This is a genomic window from Vibrio sp. V09_P4A23P171, assembly GCF_963875615.1.
In the GTDB taxonomy this organism is placed as follows: Bacteria; Pseudomonadota; Gammaproteobacteria; order Enterobacterales; family Vibrionaceae; genus Vibrio; species Vibrio anguillarum.
This window is the reverse complement of the sequence record NZ_CAWNMR010000033.1, coordinates 266,143-287,463: the sequence shown is the minus strand read 5'-3', so window position 1 is coordinate 287,463 and position 21,321 is coordinate 266,143. Positions and strand designations below refer to the sequence as shown.

Here is a 21,321-nt window from a genome sequence, read left to right as displayed (position 1 = left end):
TATAAATACGCGCATGGTCCAGGCCCCCCCAGTCGCGGGGTCCTATAAGTGGGGGGTGCCGGTTAGAATAACATACGATTAGAAGACCATGTGATATTCCCGGGCCGAGTCGAACTAACTGTATCCCCTCGGCTCGGCTCACCAGACTGGAGGCCAACCAACTGAATTGAACCGAAAAATTAAGAAAAAGACACTTCGTTACGTACAACTCCCGTATTTTCCTTGAACGCAGGGTCATACAACACTTTTTCTCCACCTACTCCTACCCCTTTCGAAAATCAACCCTTACGCGTCCTCTATGCACCAGTTCAACTCACTAGAGAACTTTCCGAAGCAAAGGTCTTCTGCGTTCCATTCCCCCTTATCCCCTATATGTCCCGTTATCCCCTATATGTAAAACCCCTGTCCTCTTTACGCTACAACAGTGAAAACCATGCTCTGAAGCATCTGGCTTACCACTCTGACGACCTGCTACTTCGAACCCAACCGGTTTACCTCCCGCATACGCCTGAATATGGTCATAAAACGCTCCCCATTGGCCGATTCTCTCATAACAACCTTTATGCGTACATATGATGCCGTTAAATGTTACCTCCTACCTTTCTCGATTTTTATTTCTGTAAAGGTTATGTTCAGTTGACATGGAGTTTGTTGCTAATAATTTGCTACCCAACCTATTGATTCTAGAATAATTCTGAATTATTCCATGTATAGAATCCCGCTTTAACCAATGACAGTATTATGTTGCCTCACGGCTTGGGGTGAGCGGCCTGAGAAAATGATATTCACTCTCCGCTTGTTGCCCTCAATCATTAATTTAATCAATTTAAACTCTTAAGAAGTAAACAGGGAAAAACATGAAACCAATGCAATTATCAGCGTTAATGGCGTGCGCAGCGCTAAGTCTATTTGGTGCGACGAGCCATGCTAACGCGGCTGATAGCTCAATGACGCAGAGCAATGAGGTGAGCAATACAGCGAGTCCGGATGAGTACCCAGTTGTTCTTCCTGCTCAAGTATCGGGTCTTGGAGGTGATTTAAACGTAAGAGCTTATGCGATTAAGCATCTCTATGAAACCATGGTTATCAGCTACTATGGTAGACATGGTTTATTAGTAGATAAAGATGAGTATGGTTACGGTACGCACGATATAGATAGTGTTCTTTCAGTTGAAGTGAAAAAAACATTTGCAGTTCCACCGGAGATGATTCTTGTCAGTATTAAAGATGAAAATGGAGATATTTTAGCGAGTCAGGCTACTGATATTTGCTCCATAACTCATTTTTGTTAGTGAGCGTCTAGCTCAAGCGCCAAGTTTGGATAACTTGGCGCTTTTTGTACGTATAGTTATATTTAATTATCTTTCTTTACTTCTTTTTATCTTTCAAAACGGCCTTTGTTGCGTATCAGTGTAGAGACAAATTTGCCCCGCCTTGTGTATTTCTTAGTCGACACAACAAGTTTCAGGCAGATTCTGGCAGTACATCGGCATCAGCCACGTTCGATAAACTCAACTACGCAGCGGTATTTTCGTGAGTTCTCGTATCAACAGCAATACGGCGTTTTTGCCGAACTGTGCGTTTAGCCATGCTTATTGAATTTCCATTCACCTTCACCATAAACCTTGAGACCAGTGGCATCGATGGCTAAGTGTCTTATCATTCTAGAAGTTTTAGGTTTGAACGATATTTCAACCTGCTTAGCCCGGCAACTGATACAAGTGTTATGTGGGTACTTCAATGGAACTCGGGGAATCATAAATATAGGGCCAATAAAATCCTTGCCGAGTTCTTAACTGCAATGAGAAGATGCGCTTAATCATATGCAGTTGTGATCGCTAGGTCGCTAAAGCAACGAGATCTTCCACGCTTTTTTGTTTGCATTGTTTCCAATCGCTTATCGCTTCTTCATCAATCCAGAAGAAGTGAGCCACGATTGATTAAAGCTATCTACTGTTTCCAGTTGGTTGTTTTGTAACGAGGTTTAGGCATTATGCTACTGTGGAAAGTGAATGCAGCTGCTCAAAACGTAGAATCGATAATGAGTTCCATCGATTTACGCAACCAAGTCAGTTCAGGTGGAAAAACGTTTTACCTAATATGATTCTTGGTAGCAATACGTAGCTATTCTAGCCAAAAAAAATCGGCCTCAGGGACCATTCTGAAACCGATGAAAGTGGCTGCTAAGATCCAAAGGGGGAGGTGGATATGCAACCCAAATTTAGTCAATTTACTTATTGCTTATTACTTAAGTGTTCTTACCAAGGCGATTGGAGCTCTTCCACTTCGTGATAGCCTGTTATCTTTATGTCGACACGGCGATTAGGAGCAAGACAAGCAATCTGCTCTGCTTTATTTGTTACATCGTTACAGGTTGAGTCTGAAATAGTCTTTGCTTGTACGTGCATTTGACTTTCTGGTACGCCGATATGGGCGAGATAATTGGCTACCGCCTCTGCTCGCTCTTTAGAAACACGATCTCTGATTAGATTCGCCCCCAAGCTATCGGAATAACCAATTACTATGGTCTCCATCTGTTTTTTAGCATTAATTTCTGTTAGTTGTTGGTTTAACTTATCCAGTGATTGTAATGCTTCATTATTTAATGCGGTTTGGTTGAGGTTAAAGTGTACTTCTGTACTTAGCTCAAATGGTTTATCGGCCATGATGGTAGCTGGCTGAATAATCTCTGGTTCTTCTGCTGATTGCATTATTTCAGCTTCAAAGGAAGTGGTGACTGCCATAGGTTCTACTTTTGCAGATCGGAATGGATGATAAACCAGTTCTAATGTTGCGAGGTTTTCATTCGGTTCAAAATGGGTTTGATAGAGTTCGCTTTGGATGTCTGCGACATCTTTGATGTAACGCCAACGTGCTTGCACAGCAAACTGATCGTTAATTTGATAAGCAAGGCCAGCTCCTAACACGGCGGAAACTTTGCTGTCTTTTTCGCCAAGTCCTTCAGTGTGAGACCAATAACCGCCAGCTTCAGCGAGTAAAGATAGGTCTCCTACTAGTGGCACTTTGCCATTTAAGCTGATCATACCACCTTGATTTTTAAAGGGGAGGTTATCTGTTTTACCATGCCCTAAGTAAAGATAACCGCCTTCAACCGAGAGGTAATTATTTAGGTCGTAGCCCAAAAATAAATTTGCTGCAGCCGCATCTTCTGCGCCAGATTCAACATTATCAATCTTATTTAAACCGTGAATGTGCCCAGCGCCGACACCAGCACCTAGATAAATATTTGATTCATCAGCCAGAGTGGTGTGTGAAATACCCATCAGAATGACTGATGTGAGTAAAGAAAAACGGAATTTATTCATTTAGCTATCCTTTAGTATCGAGTAAACATAGAAAAATTTCTTGACGTTGTTATTTTAATCTTTAATTTGGAAAATAAAGTACCGCTCAAAGGTTATTTATTTTGAGTGAGAATTGTATAGGTATATAAGGGTAGGTTGGTTACTATCCTCTTTTTTACTCTATATAAAGGATAGTAACCGGAGTTGCAGGGAATGTTGGTTTTTACTTATTCTGTTTTATTTAAAAACTCATCAACATGAAAAACAATTCCACCAAATGCGGATGACACATAAATTTTATTTTTCTTATCCACGGTTTGTAGATAAATATCATCTTGTGTAAATTGGTTAAAAATACGATTCAAATCGGAATCTATTTGTAACGACTCCTGTTGTACGAAATCGACATGGAAAGACTTTATATTGAGATGCATTGCTTTCTTAGAGTTATATGCTCTGGAATGACGTTTTAGGTGAAATAAAACATTGTCGTTTCTATCGGTGAAAGAAAAGTCTTGCGTCCATGTCGACGTTCTATCATCGGTCGTTGTACTCTTTATTAGCATAGTCCCGACAAAGTAATTGTTTTCCGAGCATGGGCGATAAAAATTGAGCCTAACAAATGTCATTCCCGGCACTTTTTTTACATTAATAGGTTTTGCTTGATAGTTGTTTATGTAACCAGCAATACACTTTATCTGTGATGAGATAGCTTTATTTTTATCCATCAAAAATGTCTTTTGCCAAATCATTTTTTTGCTATCATCTAAATTAATAAATGATATGGCTTCATTTGAAACAAGAGCATAGTAATTTATGTCTCTTGTTACATAGTCTGACAATGTTATATATTTGTTATAATCATTTTTAGATATATCACTTGTGTATAATATAGTCCTATTTTGCTCTTGGTTATCTGGTTTAATTAATGATATTTCTGGTAAATCATTGCTATCTCTTTTAAGAAATATGGAAATATTAATAATTAAAAATATTATAGCGATAATGATTGTCAGAACGGCTAGGAATGACTTCAGCCCGAATTTGTTTTTTTTAGGAGCACTCACGATCTCTATTTCAGCTTCTTCAGCTGCATCTACGCTTTCATCAATAATCTCTTCCCTATGAGCAAGTGAATCACCTTGCATGGTTTCAAGATCTAGTTTTAAGATATAGCCAACCCTAGGAACGGTATCAATTGCATTTTTGATGCCGATCGATTCGAATTTTCTCCTCAGCAATAATATATTTTTATTCAAGCTGATATCACTGCTTTCTCTATCGCCCCAGATCTGTGTTAGCAGCGTTCTGCGCTCTACAACACGCATAGCGTTGCTGCATAATTGTTCTAGCACGGCAGATTCTTTATGGCTAAGTTTGAGCTCTTTTGTTTCTAAAATGAGTCGGAATGTTTCTGGTTCGAAAATGAATTTATCAGAATGCTTGTATTGTGTGGTCATGGCGTTATTCTTTTTAGTTTCGTTATGGGCTAGTAATTGCAAATCGTGTCGCGCTTTTACTTTTTCAGACGGTTACATTAGTTAGATTATAAATCATAAAATCAATGTCAAGTCGAAGATGGTGTCCACAAAGTTATATAATCATCATTTTATGCTCATGATTTCAATAAAGTACCTTGTAATGTCGTTTAAGTGAGGTTGCAATAAAATGCTTCTTTTTTGAAACATAAGCATTAAATTCTTCATGCTCGCTAATCATTTCGACATTCAGGATAGCAAATTTGATGCAGATCAATTGTTAGTAATTATTGCCAATTATTACCAATAAATACGAATTAAAACAATGCGTTATCTACATGGTTATTGTTGGAATCTGTTTGTTATTGCATGATGAAAGTGTTTTTAGGTGCTTTGGTTTTTTTCTATTCGTTTTTTAGGAGGATTGGAAGGCGATCTTTTTCTGTATACAGTGTGACGTTCCGCGATGGGCATTGTCTGGAAACAAGTAACTTTTTTTTACATTTCTACCTATTATAACCATCCACTCCATACATCATGGTATGTCTGAGCACTTGAACCCACGTAGTAAAGAAATTCAGTAATATGAATTTGTTATTCCATTTTATTTTTTTGTTTAACGTTTTGTTTTTAATGTGTTTTATTGCTAACTTTTAATATTTTTACTTGTGTGTCCGCTTCGGTGAGAATTGTTATGTCCTGAGTGTGGAGTATCTGGTTGATAACGTCTTATGAAATATCGATTTGACTCGATGTTCTATAAAACGTAATTACGCGGCTTTGACTCTAGGCATTGTTATTCATTAAGTGCGGAAAAAACAAGTGTCAAAGTATATGTATATGGATTTTAGCAAATCTAACTCTTGTTTTTCTTTTATGACCCAATGTGGCCTTTAATTATCGTGGAGAATAAAGATGAACATTTTAGTTGTTAGTGAATATCCTATCATCAGAGAGTTGCTGCGTTCTGCGCTCAGACCATTGAACCATATTACCCATATTCAACTTTCCGGTGGTAATGACCTTAATGTGATAAAACAGAGAACGGATACAGGTAGTCATGACCTTGTGATTTACGATTTGGATTCTGTAAAAAAAGATCCGACAAGCATCATTATATCTATGTTAGATGCTATTAATGATAAGCAACTGGTTAAGTATGGTTTGTCGTCATTAATTTTATTGTCCAATGAGGCTCAGATTAGGCAATTCGAGGACGATCTGAATTTTTGTGAACATTTTGTGATCACCAAACCTTTTACTTTTAAGAATGTTCAACAGATTGTGAAAAACATAGGTTTTTTCCCTAATCTGAATTGAGGAGAAAGCGTCCTGAAGTTCAGTGTTTTTAACAACACATGAAGTGTTAGGCGTAGTAAATCCTATCATTTGTTTCGTAGTTTTTTATAAAAAGAGATGAGACATACATCAAGATATATGGTGTTGATACTTTGCCTTTTTCACTATTTTTAATAAATTAGTGCATTTTATGGTTGTCCTCATTTCATCTTTGAGGGTGAAACTGAGGAGCTGGCGATTAATAAGTGAACAATGTAACTTTAATAATTTGTGGGGATGGAGTGATTAATAGGTTAATAAATAACACTCTACCAACTATATGGAGCAAATAATGAGTGCAAAAGGCCAGCTAAAGTCATTTCATTTCATTTTTTTGACAGTGATCCCCTGCTTTCTTATCTTGCAGTTATCTCATTACTATTTTTTTCGTTCCCTACAAGAAAAATCAAAAGAGTACGCTGTAAGTGCGGCATCAAACATTGATTCTATTCTCTATTACGGAAAAGAAGCGAATAAGAAAACACTTTCTCTCGTTAGTCATAATGAGAGTTGTGATGAAATTATCGTAGAATTAAGAAAAATTGTAGCGACGAGCCCTTTTGTAAGAACGACAAATTTAGCTCATGATGGAGTGATATATTGTACATCTCTTTGGGGAGAACGATCATTTATTGATAACCCACAGACTTATATCTCAGGTGAGCTCTTATTAATGTCAGGTAGTCAAGTAGACTTGCAGCATCCACTGATTGTCGTTCGTAATGTGGAAAATGATAATGTGTCACTTAGCGGTATTGATGGATTACACATCCAACAAGCGTTACTTCAATCTTCTGCTTATGCTTTATCTCTATTTTTACAGTTGGGGGAGTCTTGGTTAGGTGAGGACGGTATAATGTATCCAACTGATCCAACGCTTGCACTGACTGCTGTTCAACAGATTAAATCAGAACGTTTCCCATTTACAATTTATGCAGGATTTGGTTACCCATCATCCTGGTCTGCATTTTGGAATGAGAGAAAGTTCTATATTTTCTTGATTGTATTTATGCAGGTGTCATTTTCGATTTGTTATTGGTGGCTTATTAACCGCCCAAAAACGTTAGATTCGGAACTTCAGCGTGCAATTCGTCAAGAAGAATTTGTACCCTATGCTCAACCGATTGTTAATGCCTCAACCAATGAAATTATGGGTATAGAAATCTTGATAAGGTGGGTTCACCCTATTCAAGGTGTGGTTCGTCCGGATCTTTTTATTCCTCAAGCTGAAGAGTCTGGGCTGATTATTCCTATGACAAAATTGCTCATTAACGAAACCGCTAAGCAGTTGAATAATTATAAGGACTCCTTACCTAATCCGTTTCATGTAGGGATAAATATTTCGCCTCAACATTGCAATGGTCAAGATCTTTTTAACCAATGTAAGGCTTTTGTTGAGTATATTGATACAGAGAAAGTAGTGCTTGTTTTAGAGCTTACTGAACGAGAGGTTCTTGAGTTTTCGGATGCAACAGATGTACTTTTCAGTAACATAAAACGTTTGGGTTGTAAGATAGCGATTGATGACTTCGGAACTGGCCATTCCAGTCTGATAAACTTACAAAAAATCGAACTGGACTACTTAAAAATTGATCAAATATTCATTAAAAACATAAGAAAGGATCCGATTGCTGAACACTTGGTTGAAAATACGATTGAACTTGCTAAGCGTTTATCAATTGATCTTGTTGCTGAGGGCGTTGAGCTGGCTGAGCAAGCTGAATATCTAAAAAATCATAATGTTAACTATTTACAAGGTTTTTTATTCGCAAAACCTGTGCCTCTATCGGAATTCTTGCAGGCGTATCAAGACCAATGTCATGCTAAATAATTACGATAGTTTTTAAACTAGCGACCTGATTTGGTTGTGATATCTGACTTCCCATCCATACCACTGTTTAGTAGACCTGTGTAACGTTTATTGAAAATCTTTGAGGATTATCCTGCCTACCCGCAATTCCGAGTCGTTTGTGTGCATTCAAGTTAGAAACTGGTCAAGAGCAAAAGATCTGGCTAGCTATTTGAAATCGATTCGCTAAAGTAAAAACGTTTTTTTAAAAGAGCGAAGGTATTGATGCGTTATACGTTAGAGCGATACGACCAGCATGGTTTTCTTAAAGCCCCTAAACTTATCTGGCTTGGTTGGTTATTTTTGGCAAAAGCTTGGATTGTTTTCGTGGTGGCAGGAGCAAGCCGAGATAATGGCACGACGATTTTAACCATTGTTTACCCAGACCATTCGATGCTTTATTTGGGGTTGATTATGGGGTTGCCAAGTATCATTCTTATGTGGCTTATCAGCTTACGTGCTCCTGAACGATCGTGGCTAAACCGCATCGTCAGCATGGGAAAACCGCTGACGTTACTTATGGTTATCTTGCAATTTATGCAAACGCTTTATCATATCTATTTAGAGCACGGCGTTTTTAATTGGGCCAATGCAAGCACACTGTTGGTGCTGTTATGGTTTGGCCTATATCTACTGAAGAGTAAAAGTGTGCGTGATTGTTTTTCTATCCCGCTCATAGACAAGGCGTGATCCCAATCAAGGTCGCCCCAAAAAACTGAATTACACTGAGCAAAAATAAGTAAGTGAGGATATTTTATGACACAACCTCAAACCGCGATTCTGCCTGAAGCAGGTCCGTTTGCACTATTTAGCCTTTTAAAAGTAAAGCAAAATCCGGCGCATGTTTTAGCGCAATTAAAAGCATTGCCCGCTTTAGTCAATGAGATAAATCAACATCAACCCGGCGCTGAATTAACCGTGTCGGTCGCGTTTACTCGCACCTTTTGGCAGCGTTTAAATCAAAGCATACCACAAGAGCTGATTGATTTTCCTGAGCTTGGTAAAGGCGAAACCATAGCACCAAGTACCGAGGTGGATGTGTTGATTCACTGCCATTCTCATCGTCATGACTTGCTGTTTTATGTGTTGCGTAAATGGATGGAACCCGTGGCTGAGTTGGTTGAAATGGTGGATGAAACCTACTCATTTCGTTACTTAGATGCGCGAGATATGACGGACTTTATCGATGGCACTGAAAACCCTAAAGCCGAAAAACGTCAAGAAGTTGCACTGATTGCTGATGGTGAATTTGCTGGCGGCAGCTATGTGATGTTGCAGCGTTTTGTGCATAACCTTCCAGCTTGGAATCGCTTAAATGTGGCGGCGCAAGAAAAAGTGATTGGGCGCACTAAGCCTGATTCGATTGAGCTTGATAATGTACCAGCAGCGTCTCACGTTGGCCGTGTCGATATCAAAGAAGAGGGGAAAGGGCTAAAAATTGTTCGTCATAGCTTACCTTACGGTACGGTGAGTGGTGAGCACGGTTTACTATTCATTGCTTATTGCCATACGCTGCATAACTTTAAAGTGATGTTGGAAAGTATGTATGGTGTGGCGGATGGTAAAACAGACCAACTGCTGCGCTTTACCAAAGCCGTGACGGGCGCGTACTTTTTTGCCCCTTCAGCTGAGATGCTGCAACATCTTGAACTAAAGTAAGTTTCAATACTGACCTACTATCGGACCGAGCCTTGTGCTCGGTTTTTCTTTTTTAAGCATTTTATGTAAAGAAAAGCGTCTACTGTCCGATAAAGAGATCATTCATTCTATGGCATGGGTCTGTTATGGCAATTACCGTTAATACCAATGTTTCCGCTTTGATTGCGCAGCGCCACTTAGGCTCAGCAAGCGAAATGTTGAATCAATCTTTGGAGCGTCTTGCTTCCGGGAAGCGTATTAATAGTGCCAAAGATGATGCTGCGGGTTTACAAATTTCGAATCGCCTTGAGTCGCAAATGAGGGGCTTAGATGTCGCTGTACGCAATGCTAATGATGGCATTTCAATCATGCAGACTGCTGAAGGTGCAATGCAAGAGACCACCAGCCTGCTTCAGCGTATGCGAGATCTCTCTTTGCAGTCGGCGAATGGCGCGAACAGTAAAGCGGATAGGCAAGCTTTACAGGAAGAAATGAGCGCCTTGAACGATGAATTAAACCGAATTGCTGAAACCACCTCTTTTGGTGGTCGTAAGTTACTGAACGGTTCGTTTGGTCAATCCTCATTTCAGATAGGGGCGAGCTCTGGCGAAGCAGTGCAAGTTTCGTTAAAAAATATGCGTTCAGACAGTCTGGATATGGGGGGCTTTAGCTATGTTGCGGCAGGCATGGCGGATAGCCAGTGGCAGGTGACACAAGATAATCGGCAGCTCACCATGAGCTATACCGACGCCAAGGGAAAACAGCACAATATTCAAATCCAAGCAAAAGTAGGGGACGATATTGAAGAGTTGGCAACCTGCATCAATGGGCAAACCGATAAAGTATCGGCGTCAGTCAACGACAAAGGACAGCTACAGCTGTTCATGGCGGGTAAAGAAACCTCTGGGACTATTGATTTTAAAGGTAGCTTAGCCAATCAGTTGCAAATGAATGTGACGGGATATGAAGCAGTAGACACTCTTGATATTACCGAAGTCGGTGGTGCGCAGCGGGCGGTTGCCGTCATTGATACCGCAATGCAGTACGTTGATAGCCATCGCTCTGAGTTAGGCGCGTTGCAAAACCGTTTTAACCACGCGATCAACAACCTCGACAACGTACATGAAAACCTCGCTTCTTCAAACAGTCGAATTAAAGATACTGACTATGCGAAAGAGACCACCCAAATGGTAAAACAGCAAATCCTACAACAAGTCAGTACCTCTATTCTTGCGCAAGCCAAAAAACAGCCAAACCTAGCATTGGCCTTACTTCGCTAGCGATAAAAAGCAACACTTATCGACTTTTAATAACAAATCTTTAGCGAAATTATTACCTTTTTGGTGGGTTTTTGACCTCTTGTCCTGTTTTTTACACTAAACACATTTTTTTTAAGAAAATCGAAAAAAAATCCTCAAGCTTTGGAAAATACCGCCGCTATAAAAAGTAACTTTGAGAGAACTATTTGGTTTTCCGAGACGTCGGAAACCGGAAACATCGGAAAATCAATTGGAGTAATCACCATGGCAGTTAATGTAAATACCAACGTATCAGCGATGACAGCACAGCGTTACCTAAACGGCGCTAGCAATGCACAACAAACATCAATGGAACGCCTATCTTCTGGCTTTAAAATCAACAGCGCAAAAGATGATGCGGCAGGCCTACAAATCTCTAACCGTTTGAATGTTCAGAGCCGCGGTCTTGACGTAGCAGTACGTAATGCGAATGACGGTATTTCTATTGCACAAACCGCTGAGGGTGCGATGAATGAAACGACCAACATTTTGCAACGTATGCGTGACTTGTCACTGCAATCAGCTAACGGTTCAAACTCAAAAGCAGACCGTGTAGCGATTCAAGAAGAAGTCACCGCTCTGAATGACGAGTTAAACCGTATCGCAGAAACCACATCATTTGGTGGTAACAAATTACTTAACGGTACTTTTGAAACTAAGTCATTCCAAATCGGTGCGGATAACGGTGAAGCCGTCATGCTTAGCCTAAACAACATGCGTAGTGACAATGCTATGATGGGCGGCACAAGCTACCAAGCGGCGAACGGCAAAGATAAAGATTGGTCAGTTCAAGCCGGCAGCAACGATCTACAAATCACACTGAAAGATACTTCAGGTACAGATCAGACTATCAATATCTCAGCTAAAGAAGGCGATGATATTGAAGAGTTGGCGACTTACATCAACGGCCAAACTGATATGGTGAAAGCATCAGTTGATGATGAAGGAAAACTACAAGTCTTCGCTGGCAGTAATAAAGTAGAAGGCCCTGTAACATTCGCAGGCGGTCTTGCTGGTGAGCTCGGCATGCAAGCTGGTCAAGCTGTTACCGTAGATGTCATTGATGTGACCTCTGTGGGTGGCGCTCAAGAATCGGTTGCCATTGTTGATGCTGCACTGCAATTTGTAGATAGCCATCGCGCACAATTAGGTGCATTCCAAAATCGCTTTAGCCATGCAATCAGCAACTTAGATAACATTAACGAAAACGTGAGTGCTTCTAAGAGCCGTATTAAAGATACTGACTTTGCCAAAGAAACAACAGCGCTTACTAAGTCGCAAATTCTTTCTCAAGCATCAAGCTCAGTGCTGGCTCAAGCAAAACAAGCGCCACAAGCGGCACTTAGCTTACTTGGCTAAAAGAGCCCAATAGCTCAAGAGTTACCCTTAATGAAAATCCAGCCTCGGCTGGATTTTTTTGCTTAGCGGTAAAGTGGAAAAAGTGTTAGTCGATGCAGCATTATCTTTCTTACTTTTTGACGCTAATCACATTTCTCATGCTCGCTGCATAAATTTTAAAAAAAGGCTTATTTTTTTCTAAAGGATATAAATCTTTCGCCGTTAAAGGATACGAGAGAAATGAGGTGTACCGACGTGAGGTGAGAGACACGGAAGTACATCAACACAATGCCTAAGGAGATCAATATGGCAATTAATGTAAGCACTAACGTGTCTGCAATGACCGCACAGCGTTATTTAAATAACGCCGCTGATGGTACGCAGAAATCGATGGAGCGTCTGTCATCGGGCTATAAAATCAATAGCGCGCGTGATGATGCAGCGGGTCTACAAATCTCAAACCGTTTAACGTCACAAAGCCGTGGCTTAGATATGGCGGTAAGAAACGCAAATGATGGTATCTCCATTGCACAAACCGCAGAGGGTGCAATGAATGAAACCACCAATATCTTGCAACGTATGCGAGATCTTTCTTTGCAATCAGCAAACGGTTCTAACTCAAGTTCAGAACGTCAAGCGATCCAAGAGGAAGTCTCAGCACTCAATGATGAATTAAACCGTATTGCTGAAACAACCTCGTTTGGTGGTAATAAACTGCTAAATGGTTCGTTTGGTAATAAATCTTTCCAAATTGGTGCCGATTCTGGTGAAGCTGTGATGCTTTCCATGAGCGACATGCGTTCTGACACAAAAGCGATGGGCGGTAAGAGCTATGTCGCGACAAATGGCAAAGCGCCTGACTGGTCAGTCACCAATGCGACGGATCTGACTCTGAGCTATACTGATAAACAAGGAGAAGCTCGCGAAGTCACCATTAACGCTAAAGCGGGTGATGATTTAGAAGAAGTCGCTACTTACATTAATGGTCAAAATGGTGACATCAAAGCTTCAGTCGGTGATGAAGGTAAACTGCAACTGTTTGCCGCCAATCAAAAAGTCTCAAGCGATGTCACTATTGGTGGTGGACTGGGTACTGAAATTGGTTTTGCTGCAGGTAAAGACGTAACCGTCAAAGACATCAATGTCACAACAGTTGGCGGCTCTCAGGAAGCTGTAGCTTTGATTGATGGTGCACTAAAGGCCGTTGATAGCCAACGCGCCTCGTTAGGTGCATTCCAGAACCGTTTCGGTCATGCCATCAGTAACCTTGATAACATCAACGAGAACGTCAACGCTTCTCGTAGTCGAATTAAGGATACTGATTATGCCCGTGAAACAACCCAAATGACGAAGTCGCAGATTTTGCAGCAAGCGAGTACGTCAGTTTTGGCACAGGCGAAGCAGTCACCATCTGCAGCTCTGAGTCTATTGGGTTAACCGATAGGCGAATGGAGCTTTGTGGGGAAAGCAGTGTTTTCACTGCCAACCTATGAGGTGGAAGGGAGATTGTTATGGAAATACCATCCTACACATCGAACATCCAGCCTTACGGCTCGCAAAGTGGCATTAAATTTGCTTCAGAAAACGATGGCGCGACACGCGCTTCCTCGAAACAAAATGAGGTGAATCGTACTGAACAGTTAAGAAATAGGCAAAACCAAAGCGTTGAAGCGGCAATCGAGCTTGCACAGCAACGAGAGCAGATCAACAAATCGGAAAGAGCCAAGATGGTAGAGCAGATGAATGAATTTATCTCATCTATCAACAAAGACTTAGCGTTTAGAGTCGATGAAGAATCAGGACGGGATGTTGTGACGATTTATGAAGCCAGTACTGGTGACATTATTCGTCAGATCCCGAACGAGGAAATGCTAGAGGTTTTGCGACGCCTTGCCAGACAAAAAGACCACAGTACAGGTTTATTGGTTGCTAAGGTGTAATCGTAGTTTTTGAGGTGATTTAATGAGCTTAGGCCCGATGGGTATGAATACTGGCATGGATATCAATTCCTTGGTCAGCAAAATTGTCAATGCAGAGCGCGTTCCTAAGCAGCAACGCATTGATAATGAGCTTGGCCAAATTGATGCCAGTATCAGTGCCTACGGCCGGCTCAAAGAGTCGCTGGATACGATGAAAAATCTTATGACGAATTTTCGTCAGGAGAAGGCTTTCGCTTTGCGAAAAGTCGATACTACTGATGAAAATGTCGTCTCCGCGACAGCCACCACTGACGCAATAGCAGGTAAATATGCTATCGATGTGTTGCAGCTTGCACAGAGCCATAAAGTTGCCTCGGATGTTTTAGATAAAGAGGCAAAGTTTGGTCCTGGTAAGCTGCAGATTTCACTTGGTGATCAGAAGTTTGATGTTGATGTCCAAGCCAATTCAAAATTGATTGATATCGTTCGCGGTATCAACAGCACTAAAACCAATCCCGGAGTTCGTGCTTCGGTAATCAATGATGTTGAAGGACCACGTTTGATTGTGGCCTCTAATCTATCTGGAAAAGATCATGACATTAAAATTAATGCTCAGTCTGATGCCGGAAATCCGCTCAAAAATCTAGAATACAAAACGCTGGAAGAACGCGTTAAAGATTTAGAAAAAGCACGCGCTGCAGCGCAACAAATCATTGCACCACTCACGCCAGCTCAACAAGCTATCGCTGCAAAAGTCGCCGAGAAAATAGGTGCGGCGGCACGCGAAGTTGACCAAAGTATGGCGAGTGGTGTTCAAGAAGTCGCCGGACAAGTAGCTGCCGACGGTAAAGTCGCTAATGCTGCCGGTGAATTAACCGACGCCGCCGTCAAAGCTGCTGCCGCCGCCGGTGTTGCTGCCAATAAATATCTGAAACCGCAAGATCGTATTCCAGGGTGGACTGAAACCGCCTCTGGCACCTTACTCGATTCCTACTATGAACCTGAGCCAGAGCTTGATGCGACCGCGTTAGAAAAAGCGCCAGATGTGCCCGGTTGGACCAATACTGCTTCTGGTACTTTGGTTGACTCCTATGTCACCCCCAAAGAAGCGCAAGCCAAGCTTGAACAGCAATTAGCAGCTGAAAAAGCCGCGGTTGCGGCGGCGGTGCGTAGTGGTGAACTGACGCCAGAGCAAGCCAAGCAGAAAGAGCGTGAAAAGCTTGACCCGCAAGAGCGTGAGTATTTAGATAAAGTGGACAAAGCAGATGCTGAGCTTAGAGCGGCACAAGCATCGTTTGACGCCTATCAAGGTATGACTCAAGTACAAGCAGGCCAAGATTCCGTGGTGGTTTTGGATGGTGTGGCGACCCTTTCTAGCAACAACAACGTGATTGAAGATGCGATTGAAGGGGTTGATTTGACCCTTAAAGGGCAAACGGACAAAGGCAAACCACCGGCTGAAATTGGTATCGAATATGACCGCAAAACCGTGCGCGATGATATTGAACAATTTGTCGCGGCGTATAATCAGTTTTATCAGGTCTCTAAAGAACTTGGAGGCGTTGACCCTCGGACTGGCCAAGCTGGGCCACTGGCGGGTGACAGTATTGTGCGCAGTGCAGATTCCCGCCTACGTAGTGTTTTTTCGACTAGAATTGAGCAGGCTCCAGAAGAGATCAAAAGTCTGATTGAGTTTGGTATTACCACCACACGCCAAGGGACACTTGAAATTAACTACGACATGCTAGATCGCCAACTCAATAACAACTTTAATAAGCTAGGTGAGTTCTTTGGTGGAAACCAAGGATTTGCCAAACGGGTTGAAGATGCTATTCAGAGCATGACGGGGGTGACAGGGTCGATTCGCACACGCGAAAAAAGCTTAGTAGAACGCAACTACCGTGTGGCGGACGACCAAGCGGCACTTGATCGCCGCATGGACAGTTTGGAGAAGCGAACGCATTCTAAGTTTTCAGCAATGCAAGACGCGACCAGTAAAATGCAGAACCAATTAGCTGGTATGATGAATGCGTTAGGCGGCTGATATGGAGCAGCAACTCGACCTTTTAAGTGATCTAGATCACCAAATAAGAGCAATGCTTGTCATTGATGAAATTAATACTGAAGAAATCAATCATCTTGTCGATAAAAGGGAACGGATATTGCAAAACTTACTGACGCATGCGTCAGAAAATCCACAGTTTGCAATGTCGAGCCGATGGCGAGAGGCTATTGATGAAACTAAACATCTTGTTGAACTGATGCAGTCAAAAACGGTCGAGATCGGTAGAACGCTCCAAAAATACCGACACGGTAATAAATCCGTTCAGCAATACAAAAAGTTTTTATAAGAGGAAGACTATGCGCGGTTCTTTACAGGCATACAAAAAGGTATCAGTGGATAGCCAGCTCAGTGCGGCCTCGCCGCATAAAGTCGTACAAATGTTGATGGCGGGTGCCATTGAACGCCTTATTCAAGCAAAAGCAGCAATGCTACAGGGGAATATTCCAAGTAAGGGTGAACGCCTTGGTAAAGCATTGGATATCATTATTAGCTTACGCAGTTGCTTATCGATGAGTGATGGCGGGGATATTGCAAAAAATTTAGATCAGCTTTATGAATTTATGATCACTCAGATCACCGAAGCGAATCATCAAAATGACCCGCAACCACTGGATGATGTGATCGACATCATTCGAGAAATTAAATCAGCATGGGATCAAATCCCTCCTGAATACCACAATCTGACGGCAAGCGAAGTGGGCATATAAGTTATTTATAAAACTTTAGGCACTTATTTTTTAAAGTTTTAACTGATGTCACACCAGCTCATTGCTTGGTTGCCTTATTTTTTTTATTCCATAGAATAGAAGCCATTACTAGCCTAATGGCTTTTTTTGTTGCTGAATTCCACAAATTGTCTATCGTTTAATCAAGTGATTATAGAAAAACAAAACTGAATAACGATTTTCAGAAGTGCGGCCACAATTTCTCTGATTTAAGGCAAATATTCTCACCTATGCAAGGTTTAGCAAAACTGCTTGTGATAGAAGACGATCCGCAGATCCGTCTCAATCTAAGTAACATTTTAGAATTTGTTGGAGAGCACTGCGAGGCGATCGAGTCATCCCAAATCAAGGATATTGATTGTTCAAGATTGTGGGGGGGCTGCATTATTGGATCGCTAAAAAGTGAGCAGTTAACTGATGAGATAGCTCAGTGGTTGACTAAGGCCAATTATATTCCACTTCTAATGGCAAACAAGCAGCCATATTCATTGGAAGAATTTACTCAATACGTCGGTGAACTTGAGTCACCTCTTAATTATCCTCAACTGAGTGACGCATTACGACATTGCAAAGAATTTTTAGGACGCAAAGGCGTGCAAGTTCCCTCTACATCGCGTAAGAATACCTTATTTCGTAGCCTTGTAGGCCAAAGTCATGGTATCCAAGAAGTTCGCCATTTGATTGAGCAAGTCTCAGGCACAGAAGCCAATGTGTTGATCTTAGGTGAATCTGGAACGGGCAAAGAAGTGGTTGCGCGTAACATCCATTATCATTCTGCACGCCGCAACGGTCCGTTTGTGCCGATTAACTGTGGTGCGATTCCGGCTGATTTACTTGAAAGTGAATTATTTGGTCATGAAAAAGGGGCGTTTACCGGAGCGATAACCGCGCGTAAAGGTCGTTTTGAGCTTGCCGAAGGCGGTACTTTATTTCTCGATGAGATCGGTGATATGCCGATGTCGATGCAGGTAAAGTTGTTGCGTGTGTTACAAGAGCGCTGCTTTGAACGTGTGGGCGGTAACACCACCATTAAAGTGAATGTGCGTGTGGTGTCAGCGACTCACCGCAATTTAGAAAACATGATTGATGATGAATCATTTCGTGAAGATCTTTACTATCGACTCAATGTTTTCCCAATTGAAATGCCAGCGCTAAAAGATCGCAAAGACGACATTCCATTGCTGTTACAAGAACTCATGACACGTATGGAAGCGGAAGGTGGACAGCCATTTTGTTTTACCCCGCGAGCAGTCAATTCGTTAATGGAACATAATTGGCCGGGCAATGTTCGTGAGCTAGCGAATTTAGTTGAGCGGATGATCATTCTCTATCCAAATAGTCTTGTCGACGTCAATCATTTACCAACTAAATACCGCTATAGTGATATTCCAGAATTCCAACCAGAGCACAGCTCCTATGGCTCAGTTGAAGACCAAGAACGTGATGTGCTGGCGGGTATTTTCTCTGAAAACTTCAGTTTTGAAGACGTCGAAGAGATGCACGAAAATCTCAACGCACCGCAGTCATTGCCTCCTGAAGGCGTGAATTTGAAAGAGCTATTGGCGGACTTGGAAGTCAATATGATCAACCAAGCCCTTGAAGCTCAAGGCGGAGTGGTAGCGCGTGCCGCTGATATGTTGGGTATGCGCCGTACGACCTTGGTTGAAAAAATGCGTAAATACAATATGCAACGGTGATTCAAAAACAGCATGGGTAAAGTTTAGTCAATATATTGGCAATGGATTAATTCTTTGATTTTAAAGAAAAATAGCCTGGCATGCATTTTGCTTGTTAGGCTATTGTTGTTTTATAGGTAGAATTTCGACATGCAGTCTCCTGACACACCCATTAATCAATCTCACTTAGATTCTGTAGAGGATCAAGTTGAGCGCTATAAACAGGTTCTTGATGTGATGCCTGCTGGCGTCATTTTGCTCGATACTCAAGGCGTAGTCAGAGAGGCTAACCCTGAAGCTCAGCGGTTATTGCAAGTCCCATTGGCGGGTGAAAAATGGTATTCCGTCATTCAAAGTGCCTTTGCGCCGAGAGAAGATGATGGGCATGAAATCTCGCTGCGCAATGGTCGTAAAGTTAGATTAGCCATTTCAGCATCAGCAACAGGCCAATTGATATTAATCACCGATTTAACCGAAACTCGGTTACTTCAATCACGCATCAGTGATTTACAGCGCTTATCCTCACTCGGTCGAATGGTGGCGTCTTTGGCACACCAAGTTCGCACACCGTTATCCAGTGCCATGCTCTATGCCTCAAATTTAGGTGCGCCTAACTTGCCAAACGCTACAAGAGAGCGTTTTCAGTCTAAGCTGATGGATAGGCTTCATGATCTTGAAAAACAAGTCAATGATATGTTGTTGTTTGCCAAAGGTGGTGACAATAAAGTCATTCAGCCGTTTACAGTGACAGACTTGGTCAGCGAATTTGTTCCCATGGTGGAAACGGCATTAAAAAATAGCGCAATTGATTATCATCAGGAAGTGGAACAAGAAGGGACAGTGGTGTTAGGCAATGCAAATGCCATTGCCTCTGCACTGAGTAACTTAGTGATGAACGCAATACAAATTGCGGGTAAGGCGTCGCAAATTGATGTCTTTTTTCGCCCGGTAAATGGTGAGCTGAAAATCTCGGTACAAGACAGTGGCCCGGGAGTCCCTGCTGCGCTGCAAAGTAAAATTATGGAACCGTTTTTTACCACTCGCTCACAAGGAACGGGGTTAGGGTTAGCGGTGGTACAAATGGTCTGCCGCGCCCATGATGGGCGATTGGAATTAATTTCAGAAGAAGGGGAGGGTGCTTGCTTTACTATGTGCATTCCACTCGAGCGTCATGCCCCTTCTTCACCAACAGAGACTGGAGAAGGATGATGGCTCAAAGCAAAGTCTTAATCGTTGAAGATGATGAAGGTCTACGCGAAGCGTTAGTCGATACTTTGGCGCTGGCCGGTTATGAATGGCTGGAAGCTGATTGCGCCGAAGATGCACTGATTAAACTCAAAGCACATCCTGTTGATATTGTTGTCTCTGACGTTCAAATGGCTGGCATGGGTGGCCTTGCACTGCTGCGCAACATCAAACAGCATTGGCCCAATTTACCCGTGTTGCTGATGACGGCGTACGCCAATATTGAAGATGCGGTCTCGGCGATGAAAGAGGGCGCCATTGATTACATGGCAAAACCCTTTGCCCCCGAAGTGCTACTCAACATGGTTAGCCGTTACGCGCCAGTGAAATCGGATGATAATGGTGATGCGGTTGTTGCCGATGAGAAAAGCCTGCGCTTATTGTCACTTGCCGACAAAGTGGCAAAAACCGATGCTAACGTCATGATTTTGGGCCCAAGTGGCTCAGGAAAAGAGGTCATGTCTCGCTACATTCATAACTCATCTCCGCGTAAAGATGGGCCATTTGTGGCGATCAACTGCGCCGCCATTCCAGACAACATGCTCGAAGCCACCTTATTTGGTTATGAAAAAGGGGCATTTACAGGTGCGGTACAAGCTTGTCCGGGTAAATTTGAACAAGCACAAGGTGGGACCATTTTACTCGATGAGATCAGCGAGATGGATCTGAACCTACAAGCAAAACTGCTGCGTGTACTCCAAGAGCGTGAAGTGGAACGCTTGGGGGGGCGTAAAAGCATTAAGCTTGATGTCCGCGTATTGGCGACCAGCAACCGCGACCTAAAGCAGTATGTGCAGGAAGGCAATTTCCGTGATGATTTATATTATCGCCTCAACGTCTTTCCAATCTCATGGCCAGCGCTACGTGACCGAAAAGGGGATATTGAACCGCTGGCTCACCACCTTGTAGAGCGTCACTGCACTAAACTTGGTTTACCTGTGCCTCGTATCGCGCCGCAAGCCATTAACAAGCTGCTTAGTTACGCTTGGCCGGGCAACGTCCGTGAACTTGATAACGTCGTGCAACGCGCGCTGATCTTGAGTGAGCAAGGAGACATTGCAAGTGAACATATCTTGTTGGAAGGGGTTGATTGGCAAGATGCTAGCAGCTTGCAACAAGTCGTAGAGCGCAGCGATATTGCCACACCAGAGATTAAGCCTGTAGTACAAGCCGAAGTGAACAAGCTGTTTAATAACAATGGCGCTGCATTGGGTGATGAGCTGAGAGATCAAGAGTACACCATTATCATGGATACTTTAGTCGAGTGCCAAGGCCGCCGTAAAGAGATGGCTGACAAGCTCGGAATTAGCCCTAGGACACTGCGTTATAAATTAGCGAAAATGCGTGATGCAGGAATTGATATCCCGAATTAACCCCAAAGTGGGTGATGGCATATAAATTGCTGCATCACAGAAAGAAGCAGCACAGCAGTCAAAGATTTGGCGTT

17 protein-coding genes and 1 pseudogene are annotated in these 21,321 nt (G+C 42.3%); 15 read left to right on the top strand and 3 right to left on the bottom strand.

From position 1 onward, the window contains the following. The first annotated feature begins 857 nt into the window (after nt 1-857). Nucleotides 858-1,292, top strand: coding sequence for a hypothetical protein (locus AACT23_RS11955; protein WP_094129080.1), 435 nt, complete (start codon nt 858-860; stop codon nt 1,290-1,292). Between the two features lie 226 nt (nt 1,293-1,518). Here the strand turns inward: AACT23_RS11955 and AACT23_RS11950 are convergent. The 3 genes and pseudogenes from AACT23_RS11950 to AACT23_RS11940 all read right to left on the bottom strand — a co-directional run. Continuing rightward, nucleotides 1,519-1,950, bottom strand: a pseudogene (locus tag AACT23_RS11950) (transposase); the annotation flags it as partial. Between the two features lie 308 nt (nt 1,951-2,258). Next, nucleotides 2,259-3,326 (bottom strand): outer membrane beta-barrel protein, encoded by a 1,068-nt coding sequence (locus AACT23_RS11945; protein WP_094129077.1) that lies wholly within the window; start codon nt 3,324-3,326, stop codon nt 2,259-2,261. A gap of 206 nt (nt 3,327-3,532) precedes the next feature. Beyond that, complete coding sequence (locus AACT23_RS11940; protein ID WP_094129074.1) at nt 3,533-4,765, bottom strand: winged helix-turn-helix domain-containing protein; 1,233 nt, start codon at nt 4,763-4,765, stop codon at nt 3,533-3,535. Between the two features lie 933 nt (nt 4,766-5,698). On the opposite strand from AACT23_RS11940, the gene AACT23_RS11935 reads away from it, so the two are divergent. From AACT23_RS11935 to AACT23_RS11870, 14 genes are all read left to right on the top strand, one after another. Next, nucleotides 5,699-6,103 (top strand): response regulator, encoded by a 405-nt coding sequence (locus AACT23_RS11935; RefSeq protein ID WP_094129071.1) that lies wholly within the window; start codon nt 5,699-5,701, stop codon nt 6,101-6,103. 310 nt (nt 6,104-6,413) lie between these two features. Continuing rightward, nucleotides 6,414-7,952 (top strand): EAL domain-containing protein, encoded by a 1,539-nt coding sequence (locus AACT23_RS11930; protein ID WP_094129069.1) that lies wholly within the window; start codon nt 6,414-6,416, stop codon nt 7,950-7,952. A gap of 243 nt (nt 7,953-8,195) precedes the next feature. Further along, on the top strand, nt 8,196-8,660 hold the full coding sequence (locus AACT23_RS11925; RefSeq protein ID WP_176428671.1) for a DUF2919 domain-containing protein: 465 nt from the start codon (nt 8,196-8,198) through the stop codon (nt 8,658-8,660). Nucleotides 8,661-8,726: 66 nt separating this feature from the next. Continuing rightward, nucleotides 8,727-9,629: a Dyp-type peroxidase gene (locus AACT23_RS11920; RefSeq protein ID WP_017045744.1), complete on the top strand. Its 903-nt coding sequence runs from the start codon at nt 8,727-8,729 to the stop codon at nt 9,627-9,629. A gap of 125 nt (nt 9,630-9,754) precedes the next feature. Then, nucleotides 9,755-10,888: a flagellin gene (locus tag AACT23_RS11915; protein ID WP_094129064.1), complete on the top strand. Its 1,134-nt coding sequence runs from the start codon at nt 9,755-9,757 to the stop codon at nt 10,886-10,888. A 243-nt stretch (nt 10,889-11,131) separates the two neighbouring features. Continuing rightward, nucleotides 11,132-12,265: a flagellin gene (locus tag AACT23_RS11910; protein WP_013856299.1), complete on the top strand. Its 1,134-nt coding sequence runs from the start codon at nt 11,132-11,134 to the stop codon at nt 12,263-12,265. 285 nt (nt 12,266-12,550) lie between these two features. Further along, nucleotides 12,551-13,681 carry a flagellin gene (locus AACT23_RS11905; protein ID WP_026028066.1) on the top strand — a complete coding sequence of 377 codons (1,131 nt, stop codon included), beginning with the start codon at nt 12,551-12,553 and terminating at the stop codon, nt 13,679-13,681. A gap of 74 nt (nt 13,682-13,755) precedes the next feature. Beyond that, nucleotides 13,756-14,184, top strand: a complete 429-nt coding sequence (gene flaG / locus AACT23_RS11900) for a flagellar protein FlaG (RefSeq protein ID WP_013856302.1) — start codon at nt 13,756-13,758, stop codon at nt 14,182-14,184. Nucleotides 14,185-14,206: 22 nt separating this feature from the next. Next, nucleotides 14,207-16,207: a flagellar filament capping protein FliD gene (gene fliD, locus AACT23_RS11895; RefSeq protein ID WP_094129061.1), complete on the top strand. Its 2,001-nt coding sequence runs from the start codon at nt 14,207-14,209 to the stop codon at nt 16,205-16,207. Between the two features lies 1 nt (nt 16,208). After that, nucleotides 16,209-16,514 carry a flagellar protein FliT gene (locus tag AACT23_RS11890; protein ID WP_069212109.1) on the top strand — a complete coding sequence of 102 codons (306 nt, stop codon included), beginning with the start codon at nt 16,209-16,211 and terminating at the stop codon, nt 16,512-16,514. A 10-nt stretch (nt 16,515-16,524) separates the two neighbouring features. Beyond that, nucleotides 16,525-16,935 carry a flagellar export chaperone FliS gene (gene fliS, locus AACT23_RS11885; RefSeq protein ID WP_010318718.1) on the top strand — a complete coding sequence of 137 codons (411 nt, stop codon included), beginning with the start codon at nt 16,525-16,527 and terminating at the stop codon, nt 16,933-16,935. Between the two features lie 248 nt (nt 16,936-17,183). Then, nucleotides 17,184-18,650, top strand: coding sequence for a sigma-54 dependent transcriptional regulator (locus tag AACT23_RS11880; RefSeq protein WP_017045739.1), 1,467 nt, complete (start codon nt 17,184-17,186; stop codon nt 18,648-18,650). A 129-nt stretch (nt 18,651-18,779) separates the two neighbouring features. Beyond that, on the top strand, nt 18,780-19,838 hold the full coding sequence (locus tag AACT23_RS11875; RefSeq protein ID WP_013856306.1) for a sensor histidine kinase: 1,059 nt from the start codon (nt 18,780-18,782) through the stop codon (nt 19,836-19,838). Next, nucleotides 19,838-21,247: a sigma-54-dependent transcriptional regulator gene (locus AACT23_RS11870; RefSeq protein WP_094129058.1), complete on the top strand. Its 1,410-nt coding sequence runs from the start codon at nt 19,838-19,840 to the stop codon at nt 21,245-21,247. The genes AACT23_RS11875 and AACT23_RS11870 overlap by 1 nt, the downstream gene beginning before the upstream one ends. Nucleotides 21,248-21,321: the final 74 nt, after the last annotated feature.